Source organism: Candidatus Uabimicrobium amorphum (assembly GCF_009002475.1).
In the GTDB taxonomy this organism is placed as follows: domain Bacteria; phylum Planctomycetota; class Uabimicrobiia; order Uabimicrobiales; family Uabimicrobiaceae; genus Uabimicrobium; species Uabimicrobium amorphum.
This window is the reverse complement of the sequence record NZ_AP019860.1, coordinates 9220988-9235793: the sequence shown is the minus strand read 5'-3', so window position 1 is coordinate 9235793 and position 14806 is coordinate 9220988. Positions and strand designations below refer to the sequence as shown.

Sequence of the window (14806 nt, the reverse complement as noted above, 5' to 3'; positions counted from 1 at the left end):
TGAGAGAGGTGGTTTATGCGTTATTTTTTTATCATTTTACTATATGTATTCATACAAACAGCTTTTAGTGATACCGTCTATTTAAAAAATGGTAACCAAGTCACAGGCAAAGTGATCAGTAAAGATAAAAGCGGTGTAACCGTAAAAATGGCTTACGGAAAAATTTTTATTCCGCGGAAAAATGTCAAAAAGATTGTTCGTGAAAGTTTTGAGAGAACAGTTATTGCCCAAAGCAACCGTTTGATTGCATTGGGAGCTGATTACCAAGGAATCGCCTATCTCAAAAGAGCGATGCAAAAATACCCCAAAAAATTAACGCTAAAAAATGCCTTGGCAGATGTCTACTTTCAACTGGGACGCAAATATACACAAAGAAACCCCAAAAAGGCGCTGGACTATTTTTCTAAAGCCCAAAAGTTGAACGAAAAATTAGATATTCTTCCCTACAGCCAACAAATATCGCAAATACAAGATCAAGCTCTCGAGGTAAAAAAGAGTGCGGATGAGCTTCTACAGACGCAAAAATATCCACAGGCCTTGCAAAAATATCAAGAGGCTGTGAAACTAAATCCCGACTTACAACATACCATGGCCCAAGTAATGTCCCATTGTGCCTCGCAAATCGCCAACAAGCTTTTTCGTTCGAAAAAATATATAGAGGCTCTCGAATACTTTGAAATGGCCTTAAAACAATACCCCAAAGTATATCCATACATAGAACAACCGTGGTTGTATAGTAAAACACAATTTATTATGCAAGAGCACATGAGCAAACAAGACTGGAATGGCGCGGTCTTGCAGCTACAGGAAATTTTAAAACATCGCCCGGATTACCCACTTGCTCTTTTTCTTACGGGGAGCTGTTTAGAAAAATTAAAAGACTATGAACGCGCATACCAATACTATGGCAGTGTAGTTAACGAACGCAAACCCTGGGATCGCAAATTTACCTCTTTAGAACAAGCACGCTTGCGCTCTCAACAAGTAGTAAGTCGTCTAAGTCTACAACCGTTCTTTGTTCCCCAGGATACTCCGGCAACTGGAAATTGGATCAAATCAACCACGCAACACTTCAATGTTTTTTATCAAAACAAACAGCTTGCAGAAAAAGTGGCATCCACACTCGAATACCACTGGCAAGTGATCCAAAAGAAACTCGCACCACAAAACTGGGACAGAAAATGGCCACAACGTTGTGACGTCTACATTTTTCCCTCACGCCAGGAATACATGAAAAATACCGGCCTACCACAATGGTCCGACGGAGTAACGCAAATGGCTTTTCGACAAGGGCGTCTTTTTCAACACAAAGTATATCTATATGCAAGTGCTCCGCTACTTCTTTCCAATATCATTCCCCATGAACTCACGCACGTGATGTATCCATGGTTCTTAAAATATCGTACCTCATTACCACTGTGGCTCAACGAGGGAATTGCGATGACAAGCGAAGCTAACTTCCGTACGCGAAATCGCAAATTTATTTTAAAGCGCGCCTTAAAAAGCGGTAATGTATTTCCTGTCGCTCAGCTACTCACCATGAAACAATACCCGGAATCCGAAAGCCAAGCGGCCATTTTTTATTCGCAAAGCCTATCGATCGTTGAATTTTTACTGCAACGCGGTGGATCGCAAAGGCTGTTACTATTCGCCCAAAAAGCTGGTTCCAATGCACAAGGTGCTATCCAAGAAGTATATAATATTCGTAATTTTTCAACTCTCGAAAGGCTGTGGTTACAATATGCCAACAACTAAAACTCACCGAAAAGGTGCCGCTCTCATACTCGCAATTGTTGCCCTAAGTATGCTAGTTATTATTGCCATTCCCTTTGCTTCTTCCATGGCTGTTGAAAAAAGGGCTTCGCAAAATACTCTTGCAAAGGCCCAGGCTAAAATGGCAACGAAAGGTGCGATTAACTACGCGTTAGCACGACTCACGCAAACGCATGACATGCGTGAACGCGAAAGCGATGCCACGCATAAAACCCCTTTTGCCGACAGTCCAGACGAATACAATATAGATATTAAACTTCCTGCGATGGACACCAATAATCCCCGAGGGCAAATATGGTCCGTTGATGTGCAAGACGAACAAGGAAAGATCAATTTACATTCCGCGACTCCGTGGCTATTGGGAAATTTAATTGCTTCTGCGATCGCTGAAGAATTAGCCACAGATAGTGATAGTACGATTACCGTCGACTCTACTTCACAATTCACCCCAAAAAATGGCTTTTTGTGGGTAAATGGCGAACTCATTAGTTACAATTACACGGATGATAAACATTTTTTTGGTTGCACACGTGGTTTGTTCCAAGATAAACCAAATTTTCTCCCCCCACGTAACATCCGTCGCGGTACGTTAATAGTGGATGCAAGTGCTTACCGTATCATCAGTCATCAAACCGTTTTTGGTTTTTTTCGCACAATAGAAGAAGTAAAAACCATTGCCAATGTCGGAGGAAACTTCGCGATTTCTCCTCAGGTATTCGACAAACTATACTCCACCCTTACCGTGCACTCAACAACAACAAGTAACAGCGACTGGGTAAATGAACAAGTAGCTGATCTCATACCCAATACCCAGCCAAGTGATCCCGATGCTTTTACCGTAAATAATTCCATTTTTTATACTCCGGGGATGATCGTAAAAATATCTAGCGGTAGCAATACCGAACTTGCGATGATACTCGCTAGCGGAGGAAATCGCGTTGTGATTGACCGCAAATTACAAAATCGCGGAGGCCCATTCACGTTGGCCGCCAAGCCTCCCGCGGCGATTAATATCAACACCGCGTCTCCAAGAGTATTGTTTGCGACTTTTAAAGGCTTACGCGCCGGAGGAAGTTGGTTAAGTAGAGAAGAAGCAGCAACCCTCGTCAATGAAATACTCCTTGTACGTACCAAAGGAGGACACTTTACCTCTCTCGAAGGTTTTCAAAATTTCCTCAACGATTTACGCGAAAAATACGCGCAAAAACTCGACATCAACGAAAAACCCTTTTTCTCCAAGAAAAAAATTCGTCGTATTCTTTCCGCTGCGATCAGTACAAATGGTCTTAGAAACCGATTTCACGGCATTAACATCCGTCCAAGTGCGACAAACTATCGCCAACCTTTTCCCGTATTAGCTCCCATTATATTTCACAACCACGATACTTATACATTGCAAGCCACGGCAGTCATTAACAACTCTGCGGGAATTCCTCTTGCCCAACACACGCGTAAAACTATTTTAAGTGTTGCCCCTTCACAAACGTTACATTGGCGATTAAACACCCAACAAGATTTCCAAAATTTTTTAAACAATCGTTTAGCCACACGCGTTATTAGCCATCCGGTTTTAGTCGACATGTTTAGCCAATTTCCGCAACAAACTCCTGGGGATACCACTGGGATTTCACTAGATACTTTTACTGCAAACTATCGCTCACCACAAGGTGGCCAGCTCATACAAAAAAGTTCTTTTGACAACACGCACGAAGGGATTACCGGACAACAACGGGTAAACAACATTCGTACCCAAGGTTTAGAAGTCCGTCCAGGATGTATTTCATTGTGGTTCAAAATCCAACAACCAGCGAGACGTGTAGAAATATTTAATATGGGAGACCGTCAACAAAGTCAAAATCGCATAACGTGCTTTCTCGAAGGAGGTAACTTAACGTTACAAGTATTTGACGCCACGCAAGAAAATAGTTGTGCAGAAATTACGGCGCGCATCAATCTAGGTGGTCTGTGGACACACTTAATGGCCACTTGGTATACGACAGATTATGGTGGTTTATCGTTGTGGGTTGATGGTCGTCCCGTAGGTGATTTCCGCTACGATTTCGATGGCGCTAAAGTAGATATACGCACAAGACAACAAATAGACAGTACCGCAGATTCCATCTCCGTAACTTCCACACGTGGTCTTCCCTCTCAAGGGGCGGTACGCATCGGTAACGAAGTGATTGAATACCAAAGTATCTCCGGCGGTAGTCTACTTGTACGTAAGTCTTATCAAGACTTTACAAAAAATCAACTTGCCCGAGGAGCCCGAGGCACAATTGCCAATGAGCATGAGCAAGATGTCGCCGTTGTTCCTTTGGGTTATAGTAGTGCTTTGCGTTCTAAAATATTTCCAGCAACAACCATCACATCAACCATTGGATTAGGCGAACTGTTCACCACAACAACTTCACCCATTAGTATCTCCGAAACAACTATTGAGGTAGAATCCACAAAAGATTTTCCTCGTTCGGGATTCGTATTGATTGCCGACGCAACAACCGGAGCCACGGAGAAAATTCGTTACTTGCGCAGTGACAACAAAAAACTACGAAATTGTATTCGTGGGCAACTCAGTACCAGTGCCGTAGAGTTTGAAGAAGGTGCGTTTGTCGTCCCAATATCTATATCCGTTGCCAACAATAGCGAATACGATAACAATGGCATTGTGCAGATTGACAACGAATGGATCCAATACACCGGCAAAGTCGATAATAATGTTTTACTACTAAACCCCTCTAACAGTTCGATCAATCAATTGGTATCCACACAACAGTATAACCCAAATTATCGCAATGTTGCGGACACCATCAGCGCTTCACATTCTCGGGGCAGCAAAGCACTACCCGTTTTTCGCACCAGAACGCGCCTTTTAGGTAGATTCGACAGTGTCACAATTGTACAAGACAACGACTTTTCGCAACAAGAACAGATGGAAATCAACTGGGCACAAGGAGACCTAGCGGCGTTTACCGAAGATGTATCACGCATCTATGAACCCCAAGGACAACGAACGCGCATCATCAAATTTCCTTCAGGGGAACTTCCCAGTGAAGTAAAAGATTTTACTGTTGGACAAGGAGGTGTTGTCATTGACGAACTACAAGTCATCCAGGCTCCGCGAAAATTTGATATCTTACTCAACCAACCAACAGCAAGTACAAACCAGGACTTTGCAGTTGGTAATCAAAATGTTTTACCCGACGATGGCGGTATTTTAAAAATGGGAAATGAGTATATTAGTTACTCTTCGATTGTAAATGGACAGTTACAAAACGTACAACGCGGTTTTTTCAATTCTACGGCGAGAAACAATGACGCGGCAACAGCGATGTTCCCGATGTTTTTTCTACCAGTGTCTTCTCTAACCGCCGGCATTAGCGGAAACTCTATTTCATTGGGCAATACGACGGACTTTCCTACAAGTGGTTATGTGCGCTGCGGAGAAGAAATTATTGGCTATAGCATTCGCCAAGGAAATGAACTCATCTTACCCGAAGTCATCAGAGGCAATGGTGGACGAGGAGCTTTTGGCTCTTCCATTCAGCGCCACTCAGTAAATACACTAGTTCATTGGATGCCTACTCGCTATTGGGATCGTGCCCTTGTCAGTACGAATGACAACGAGGTGGCTTTCTTTGAAGCAGCAAAAGTAGCACCGAACGCTCGTTGGAAGACGGTTACCTGGCAAGCACAACTGCCCTCGCGAAATTTTAGCACCATAAAAGTTCTTGCTCGCGTGGATGGCAAGCCTAACTGGACAACAGAGCCGCAAAATACTCCTGGACAACTCTATGAGTTTACAGATCCCAAAGCGGAAAATCGCATTGATGTGACAGGAGACTTATTGGAGATCCGCGTATACTTTGTTTACAAAAACGGAGCCTTTCGTCGAGGAATTTGGAAAGAAAGTCCTCTGCTACAATCTCTCGATATTACGTACCTTCAACGTCCACAAAGATATCAAACAGAGTAGTTCCACAAAATAATGGTTGCATCTTTTAACGAATGCCTTAATAATTTAGTGTAGGCACCTTTTTGTTCATCAAGATTTTTTTGAGGATTTTAAACTATGAATAAATTAAGTATTTTTTGTGTACTGGTTCTTATCAATAGCATTTTTGCGCAACAATTCGACGTGGAAATTATTCCAACGCTTGCAGATCCTTCTCTTGACTACTGGCACAAATCCTTTGACAAAGATGCTTACACTATTCCCCAGGTTAAAAAAGTAGTTCCTGGACAAACATTCCGTTTGTGTATCTTTTTCGAAAACTATGGAACACAAAACAACGCAGCGAATGTAAAATTTTGGGTAAAATGTGTAAAACCAGACGGATCAAAGGGCTTTACCAAGAACAAATTAACGGGGCTTAGCGATAGCGGTACGGGAAAAAAACAGCTTTGTGAAAAAGTAATACCAATATCTTTTAGCAAAAACGATCCTATTGGAGAATATGAAATTCAAGTTCTTTGTGTTGATTACATCAACAAAAAAAAATTAAAGCGAAATTTTAAAATAGAACTCACTGAGTGGAAACGCGGTAGTTATCCCGGTTCTCTACAGGAGTACTCGCAATGGATGCACAACTACTACAAAAATCCGTCTCCTAACTATGCAGTGCATGCTTTTTTAACACACTTTACTCCGATAAAAACAGTAAAAGGAAAAAAGCAATTCCAATACGATGTTCTACATTTTTTCCGCACAGTTTTTACAAAAAATGAATACCTAATGGATCTAGCACTCAAAGACTTTGCTTCTTACTCTACTTCCGAAAAAGTAAAAATGGCCACATTGTGCAATGCAATAGGTAAAACAGACAAGGTTCTTAGCTTGTGCGATGAATCGGAACGCCAAATAGTCTCCAAAACAAAAATTCAAATTCCCGATCCATACAGTGAAGTGGACAATTTCGTGCAAATCAGCATGCTATGGATTGAATTTTACGCAACAGGTAATATAACTCCTATTGAGCAAATCGTCGACGCTCTAAAAAATGTAAAATACTTCGGCGCACAGAAAAAATATAAAGACTCCGCTGCGCAACACCAACAAGAAATTGTCAAAGATTTACTATTTCAAGTAACCGCATGGTCGCTACAACAACATTGGCGTATATCACCTCTTGCTACCAGCTATACAAGATACATACTAGACACAAATAAAAACTCACAAAAAATGTCGATACGCGCTCTACAGCAAGTTCTACAAAGCCAACAAAGAAAAAAGTAACAGCCATAAGCAAAATAGATAATTCGCACAGAACAAAGAGTCCCTATTCTAAGTGCAAAGCCTGGAAAGGATTGCACTTTGCACTTGCTTATGCCCCACAAAAATTATATACTAAGAAAAATTCTTTTCTAATCATGTTGTTGTTCTTGAGAAAGGAGATAGATAGAATTCCTATCTAATCTGCCATGAAAATTAATACACAAGATATCCAAAACAATATCAAATTAATAACATTAGAAGGGCATATAGACGAAAATACTATTAGCCTAGTTCAAGATACTTTCAACAGCCTTTTCAGTCAAAATAGCAGTAAAATAGTTTGTAACATGCAGGGTGTTGAACATATAAGCGCCCCTGTACTCAAAAACTTCTTAGAAAATGTCCAAGGTGCTCGCAATCGCGGCGGCGATTTAAAATTGCTCAACGTCCAAGCTTCTCTACAAGGTATTTTCAGATATGCTGGTTTTAACGACGAATCGGTATTTTGCAATAACGTACAAGTTGCTGTCCAACAAATAGAACAATCAGCACAAGCCAGATACGATAGTAATCAAGAAGACCCTTTTGGAGCTACCATTCAAACATCAAATAGTGGTTTTGCCCAACCAGCCAATGATGTATATGCTCCCACAATCCAAGGTGGCCAGTCTCCTTTGCAAAATCGCAACCAAAGTAGTGTACAAGACCCTTATGGTGCCACAATTCAAATGACCGGTTCTCCTCTACAAAATCGCAACAAAGGCAATCAGGCAGATGACCCTTACGGTGCCACAATTCAAATGACCGGTTCTCCTCTACAAAATCGTAACAAAGGCAATCAAAGTGCTCAAGCAGACGACCCTTACGGTGCCACAATTCAAATGACCGGTTCTCCTCTACAAAATCGCAATAAACCAGAGCCAAAGTCAGAAGAACTTTACGGAGCCACAATATCTCTAGATGAGTCACCTGTAAAAGGCTTATCGTCCGCAGCACCTCAGCCAAAAGTACAACACAGTGTTGATGATTTAACAAATGCAAGTTTCACAGCAGAATCTGGTGAACAAGACCTGAGTTTCTTATCCGACGATGGGGCTTCTGCCGCGGCAAATCAAACTCCACAAATACCAGCAATAGAAGCAAACCCAGCACCTATTGCGATAGAACCCACTGTCACTGCCGATTCCCAGTTTACTGGCACACAACAAGATACAAAAGTATTCAAATACGAAATCACCTACAAAATCGCAGATAAAATTGCCGAAGGGCATATGGGAAAATTGTACCGTGGTGAAGAAATAAGTGCTTGTGGATTTAATAAGCCTGTAGCTTTAAAATACCTCAAAACACATTTTTCCAAACAATCTTATTTGGAAATATTGACAAACGAAATACGCAGAGCTTCTTTAATTACACATCAAAACATTGCGCAAGTACATAAACTTGTAGCTCTTGGTAACTACTACTTTGTTGTCATGGAGCATGTTGATGGTGTTAATTTAGCCACAATGCTTGATAAACTTAGACAAAATAATCGTTTATTGCCTCCACACTTAGCATCTCTTATTGTTTACAATATATGTAGAGCTTTAGCTTACGCTAACCGCAAAATAGACAGTAGTGGTACAATTATTGATATTATCCACGGAGAGATCACTCCACAAAATGTTATCATCAGTAAAGATTTAGATATCAAGCTCGTAGGTCTTGGCGTATCGAAAGCAAGTAACTTAATTCGTCACCAAGAAAACCCATCATTCGCACTTGGATTTACTCATATGGCACCTGAGGTAAAACAATCTGGTATACCTTCAAAATCAGGCGACATATTCTCTCTAGGTGTTTTATTCTACGAATTATTGACGAATCAAAAACCTTACACGGCGGAACAAATCAACAATCAATCCAATGAAATCGTATTCCCAAGCCGTATCAACGCCAAGGCGACAGATATCGTTGATGGGCTAGTTTTGAGATGTTTGGGTGCTAACCCTGCCAGCCGTTGGAAAGACTTCGAAGACCTAGGACTACAACTAGAAGAAAGCTTGCAAGACAAAGGATTTAGTTTAACGCAAGCGAGTCTAAAGAAGTTCTTAGAAATCAACTCTATTTTCTAATTTCACTACTGAGTTTGTTCAACATGTAAACTATCTTAAGTGGCAAAGTATAACTTTGCCACTTTTCCCGTTTGAGATTTAAATATTATGAGTAACTTAAGCAACCGGAAACAAGACCACATAGATATTGTTCTAAATGAAAAAACGGAACCACTGCAAAGCTCTTTTGACAAATACTACCTCCCTTACTGCGCACTACCTGAAATAGACATGGCAAAAATAGACTCCTCGGCCATGTTACTAAACAAAAAACTATCATTTCCCTTTATCATTTCATCTATGACTGGTGGATTAGAAAAAGGCGAACAAATTAACAAAAACTTAGCCATCGCTGCGCAGCAAGAAAAAGTGGCTCTGGGTTTGGGCTCGATGCGTGTTATTATTCGCTACCCAGAAATGTTGAAAACATTTCAAGTCAAACAACATTGCCCGGACATCCCTCTATTCGCCAACATCGGTATCGTACAACTCAACTACGGTTTCACTGCAGAGGAGCTAAAGAAAATCGTTGACGGAGTAGAAGCAGATGCTCTTTTTGTACACATAAATCATTTACAAGAAGCCATTCAACCCGAAGGGGATACTAATTTTGAAAATCTTATTCCCAAACTGGAAAAAGTGGTAAAAGAACTTTCCGTACCCATATTCGCAAAAGAAGTAGGTCATGGCATTGACTTCAATAGTGCAAAAAAACTTCGCGATATTGGCGTAAAATACATTGATGTATCAGGCATGGGGGGATGTTCTTGGGCATGGATCGAAGGGTACCGTTTAACAGAAGAAGCTAACTTGGGTCATACTTTCAGAGCAGAAGGAATCCCCACAGATCACGCTCTAAAGATGTGTTCAAAATTACAGGATGTCACTCTTATTGCTGGAGGAGGTGTTCGCAGTGGATTAGATGTAGCAAAATCAATGACAATGGGCGCTTCTTTTGCTACTGCTGCAAAACCTTTTCTTGGGCCAGCACTACAATCGAGTGATGCTGTCGCAAAAGTCATACAACAGTGGAGAAAAGAATTCATTGTTGGTCTCTTTACTTGTGGGGCAGCCAATGTACAAGAGATATCAGGCATGGAATGTTTAAAAAGGGATTAATAGGTGAAAGAAAAAATCGTTATTCTACAAAATGATATATGGAATATGGAAGTAGACGCTATCATTTGCCATGCAAATACAGAACTAGAAATGTGCGAAGCAATTTCATCGCAACTTCTGGAGTATGGAGGTGATGAAATACAAAATGAATGCAATAGCTTCGATCAACTTTTCAAAGGGCAAGCGGTCATCACAACCGCAGGACAACTACCAGCGCAAAATCTAATTCACGCCATTGTGCACAACCTTGGCGAAGACTTTAATGATGGTGAGGAAGAATTTTTAATGAAAGCCATTCGCGAATCTTTCATCATAATTCGCGAAAAAAAGCTCAAAACAATCGCTTTACCTCTTATCGGAAGTTCTAGTCTAAACATCCCTGTCAAAAGAGCCGCAGAGCTTATCATGGCAGAGATAAAAAAGCATCTTGATGGTGAAACATGCGTAGAGAATGTATATTTTGTCGCACAAAATTACATTGTATACGACGCGATTGATGAGGCGCATCGGCAACTATAGGTGTATTATAAGGTTTGCGATGCCCCCGCAATCGGTGAAACCGATTGTGGGGGCACCAAATACTAGCATATCACTTCTGAAAAAATTCCAACCACTTCTTTTCAAACTTCTCAACAGGCATACCCACCAGTTCTTCAAAAGCTTTCACTTGGTCTTTACCACTCCATATATTGCGTACGTATGGACCAAACACATCTCCTTTACGTAGATCGAATAAGGTGGCAATATAGTAAACCACAGCCCATGATTGGATGTAGTGTAAATTAGAATTTTCCAAGTTGTCGCTCGACATAACCATAAAGTCTTTATATCCTGCAACCAAAAGATCTTTTATGGCGACAGCGTTATTACGCTTGGTAAATTTTTTCAAAAATCGCAAACGATCTTTATCCATCTCACCGATAATCAGGCGATCATTAGAGAAAAAAGATGACTCAAAGTATTGCGCAAGTCCTTCGTTCAACCAACGCGGAACATACATCGTTTGTTCTTCTGTAAATAAAAAGTTTTTCAAAAATGCATGAAATGCTTCATGATACATCATTTCAACCATAGAATCGACATACTTTGGTATAAGTTTTGAATTTTGATAGTCGTAACGACGTACTTCACTCTTCAGCTTTTTCTGATCGCGTAAGATACTGTTTACTTGTTTATTGATATTGGTGATTTGACTGCGAATATTACGATAAGCGTTGTCATAGTCACGTTGTTTTATCTGACCGCGTGCAAGACGTTTATCTAAATCATCGTGGAGTCTTCTTTTTTGTTGCGTAATTTGATTGCGATATCGCGCAATGCTTTGCTCGTTTTTTGCAATAGAAGCTCTTATCTTATCATGATGTTGTTTAATTTTGGTAATTTCTGATTTATAACTAGATAAATCGCAACTCGCCACAATATGGTTGTGTGTTGGTGAATAGTAGGCAGGATTGGAAAACGCCTTACCTATGTACCTTTGATATTCTGCGGTAGAATTAAAGATATATATCTTTATCTTTTGATCACTATTGCGTGTTATCGGAAAAAACTGTTTGTACGCTTCAAAGATAGACTCCGTGCGAAACGCAATTTCACGAGTAAATTCTTCTGGAGTGTTGCAGTAAAGGACAAAATGTTTGCTAGTGTATACAAGTCCTGTACCTTTACCAAATTCCCAAGCAACTTTCTCTAATGGAACAAGGTCAATCTTCTTGCGATCAACAATATTTTGTTTACCTATATTTTCTAAATCTTGCAACCGTTGTTGACGTATTTCATCAGAAATGCGCTTTACTTTCGCAATCTTGCTTTTTGCTATCTTTACCTCAACAAAAGAGGTCTTACCTTTGGCTATCTTTACCACAACAAAATGAATATACCGCGAGCTTTCTTTCTTAATAAGCCCCTTCATTTTTCGTTTTGATTTTGTATAAATAATATCAAGTGCTTTTTGTGAATAAACCGTTGACCCACGAACTTTTTGTGTATTTTCACCATCGCGATTTATTTTTCGCTGATCAAATTTTTTGGGTTCCCAAGTGACAAATTTTTCCTTGAGATCGTTGCGCACCATATTACATATGGCTTCCTGTAAATCTCCCGTTTGTTTCTTGGACAACTCTAAATAGATATTGGAAGAAATAACATCTTCCCAGTTCTTCACTTTGTTCGACTCCACCCAATAACTGACATTACACAAAGCGCGTAAACGGCGAATATGCTTGCGCTTTTTATCGCGATTGCCAAAATAACTACCGATATTCGCTTCGCGGTATTCACACACAATCCAATGTTTTGGTCGATCTTGCTGTGGTGTTCGCGATGAGAACTTTGGATACACATTGGCACGTATAATACTTTTTTCAATACCTGACATCACTTGATCGCGAAAATCGGTGGTGTCGTAGTCACCAAAAAAGTTAAATTTTGTGTATACGTAAAGAGTGCTGTCCTTTACAATTTCGTGGTGTCTTTGTTTTAGCTCTTGTGCTTTTTCAGAGGGGAAGTCAATCTTGTCCCACGTAACAATTTCCGAAACATTTTCCAATTCTTTTTGCATTACCTGAATTGCTATTCCCTGTTGCTTTAAAGAGATAAGATTGTCAACAAATTCCATATTGTCTGTATGCAAATCCACTAACGACTTGGTAATATCATTCTTATATTTTGTTTCAACGGACAAGTTTCCTTCAATAGAATTTGACAACTTCGAAAATTCGGCGGCAATATCACCGTACTGACCGAAAAATTTATCCCACTCGGATAAAAAATCTTTTAGCTGTACGTTTTTATCTTGTTGTAAATCGCTTAGTATGCTCTCGCGTATTTTTTCCAAATTCTTCCGTCCCACCGAAGTTTGGGAAACTTTATCCTCTAAGTCACTAAACAACTTACTTACCAAAATCCAACCATTTTCGGTTTCGATATACCCTTGTTTACGCAAATCGCGTGTACTCAGCCATAATCCGCCCATGAAATGGTATTTTTTCTTATATGTATCCGGCTTTAGTTTAACAAGGCTTTGGATGGCTTCTTGACGTAAATCTTCAGGCGTAGATGATTTCGCCAACAAACCCTGTAGGGTTATTTCGGAGTCTACGTTTAAGTCTCCCAATGCCCTAACCGCGTATATTCTCGCTTGATGCGTAAAAGCATTGGCATAATCTTCGACAACTTCTACGAGATAAAATGATGCACTTTGCGGATATTTACTGATATGGGTAATGATATCTTTGCGCATTTTCACCTGGGGACTATTCAAACCATAAACTAAAACTTCTACGGCATCTTCACCGCGTAACTTCAATTCAGAAAAAGCGTCCTGTTGTTTTTCGATATCTTGAGATAACAAATCTTCTTGCAATGCAGCAAGACTTTTCGGCATCATCAAAATTAAGCCAATAATCATCACTAAAATCGCTGCCGCCCCGACAATAGGGTATTTATGCTTTTCAAAAAGATTTTGGGGAGCGGCAGCCACTCCACCTTCTTCAGGCAAAATTTCCAGCGGGTCACCCGCCGGCGGTAATGCATCGTTCTCTTCAAAATCTAATCCGCTGGTACTCACAGGCTTCTTTGCCACCACGGGTGCCGGAGCCTTAGCCTGTACAGCAGGTTGGGTCTCTGCAGGCTCTAGGTCCAGATCATCTTCCAAAGCAGCATCTGCCGATGATTCATGAAGTTGCACTTCGTCGGCATCATCATCTTTGAAAGCCAAGTCTGTCGAAAGACCTATACTTGTAGGTGACTCAACAATGTCATCTCCCTGTTCGAGGCAACGTTTAATATCAGCGATCATCTCTTCACAATGATGGTAACGCTTTCCAGGATCTTGTTTCAAAGCCTTCATGCAAATAGCGGATAATTTTTGTCCAAGAGGTGGCAAAGAGCTTACCACATGTGGTGCCTTGAGGTTACCCTGGGTAACCATGTAACAAATTTCTTGCACAGTTCCTTTGAAAGGACATTTTCCCGTCAACATTTCGTAGAGAATAATTCCCAAAGACCAAAGATCTGATCGCTTGTCCGGAGGATTTTGCGACCATAATTCTGGAGCCATATACGATGGAGTACCAGATGTTATATTCATTGTCTGCGAGCTACTATCGGACAAACGCGAGATACCAAAGTCAGTGATCTTAGCTATGCCGTCTTCAGACATCACGATGTTTTCGGGTTTCAAGTCGCGATGAACCAACCCTTTTTTATGCGCAAAGGCCAACCCTTCTGTGATACCTAAAAATAATTCTATGCGTTGTTTTAAGTTGAGAACCTTTTTCCGGCAGTAATGATACAAATTACCACCCGCAACGTACTCCATTAAGAAAAACTTCTCTTTTGGATTGGCATAGTACATCGTAATGATATTTGGATGGTTTAATGTGGCTAGGATTTGAATTTCTCGCTTAAAACGCGAAAGCTCTTTGGGTGAAATAGAGGTCACAATTTTACAGGCTTCATAACGCCCACCAGTGTTGTTATTACGTACGAGCCATACACTTCCTTGGGCTCCACGTCCTAACTCCTGTACAAATTCGTAACCATCTGGCAACGTTGGTAATGTGTTATTAGACATTTTCTTGTCCTTTGTGTTGAAAAAAGC

7 protein-coding genes are annotated in these 14806 nt (G+C 40.6%); 6 read left to right on the top strand and 1 reads right to left on the bottom strand.

The annotated features are described in order from the left end of the window. Positions 1-15: 15 nt before the first annotated feature. The 6 genes from UABAM_RS32400 to UABAM_RS32375 all read left to right on the top strand — a co-directional run bounded on the left by UABAM_RS32400 (position 16) and on the right by UABAM_RS32375 (position 10722). Entirely contained in the window at positions 16-1755 is a 1740-nt protein-coding gene (locus UABAM_RS32400) for a tetratricopeptide repeat protein (RefSeq protein ID WP_151972362.1), read from the top strand. Continuing rightward, positions 1742-5749, top strand: coding sequence for a type II secretion system protein GspK (locus tag UABAM_RS32395; protein WP_173013706.1), 4008 nt, complete (start codon positions 1742-1744; stop codon positions 5747-5749). The genes UABAM_RS32400 and UABAM_RS32395 overlap by 14 nt, the downstream gene beginning before the upstream one ends. Positions 5750-5845: 96 nt before the next feature. Beyond that, positions 5846-7009, top strand: coding sequence for a hypothetical protein (locus UABAM_RS32390; protein WP_151972358.1), 1164 nt, complete (start codon positions 5846-5848; stop codon positions 7007-7009). A 185-nt stretch (positions 7010-7194) separates the two neighbouring features. After that, positions 7195-9105, top strand: a complete 1911-nt coding sequence (locus UABAM_RS32385) for a protein kinase domain-containing protein (RefSeq protein ID WP_151972356.1) — start codon at positions 7195-7197, stop codon at positions 9103-9105. Positions 9106-9192: 87 nt separating this feature from the next. Continuing rightward, entirely contained in the window at positions 9193-10203 is a 1011-nt protein-coding gene (fni, locus tag UABAM_RS32380) for a type 2 isopentenyl-diphosphate Delta-isomerase (protein ID WP_151972354.1), read from the top strand. Between the two features lie 3 nt (positions 10204-10206). Next, entirely contained in the window at positions 10207-10722 is a 516-nt protein-coding gene (locus tag UABAM_RS32375; protein ID WP_151972353.1) for a macro domain-containing protein, read from the top strand. 70 nt (positions 10723-10792) lie between these two features. Here UABAM_RS32375 and UABAM_RS32370 read toward each other — a convergent pair whose 3' ends face one another. Then, a complete protein-coding gene (locus UABAM_RS32370; protein ID WP_151972351.1) occupies positions 10793-14779 on the bottom strand; it encodes a serine/threonine protein kinase in 3987 nt (1328 codons plus the stop codon). Positions 14780-14806: the final 27 nt, after the last annotated feature.

Coding starts and splice junctions, on each gene's coding strand:
- UABAM_RS32390 (WP_151972358.1), top strand. CDS start 5,846: ATGAATAAATTAAGTATTTTTTGTGTACTGGTTCTTATCAATAGCATT.
- UABAM_RS32395 (WP_173013706.1), top strand. CDS start 1,742: ATGCCAACAACTAAAACTCACCGAAAAGGTGCCGCTCTCATACTCGCA.
- UABAM_RS32385 (WP_151972356.1), top strand. CDS start 7,195: ATGAAAATTAATACACAAGATATCCAAAACAATATCAAATTAATAACA.
- UABAM_RS32400 (WP_151972362.1), top strand. CDS start 16: ATGCGTTATTTTTTTATCATTTTACTATATGTATTCATACAAACAGCT.
- fni (WP_151972354.1), top strand. CDS start 9,193: ATGAGTAACTTAAGCAACCGGAAACAAGACCACATAGATATTGTTCTA.
- UABAM_RS32370 (WP_151972351.1), bottom strand. CDS start 14,779: ATGTCTAATAACACATTACCAACGTTGCCAGATGGTTACGAATTTGTA.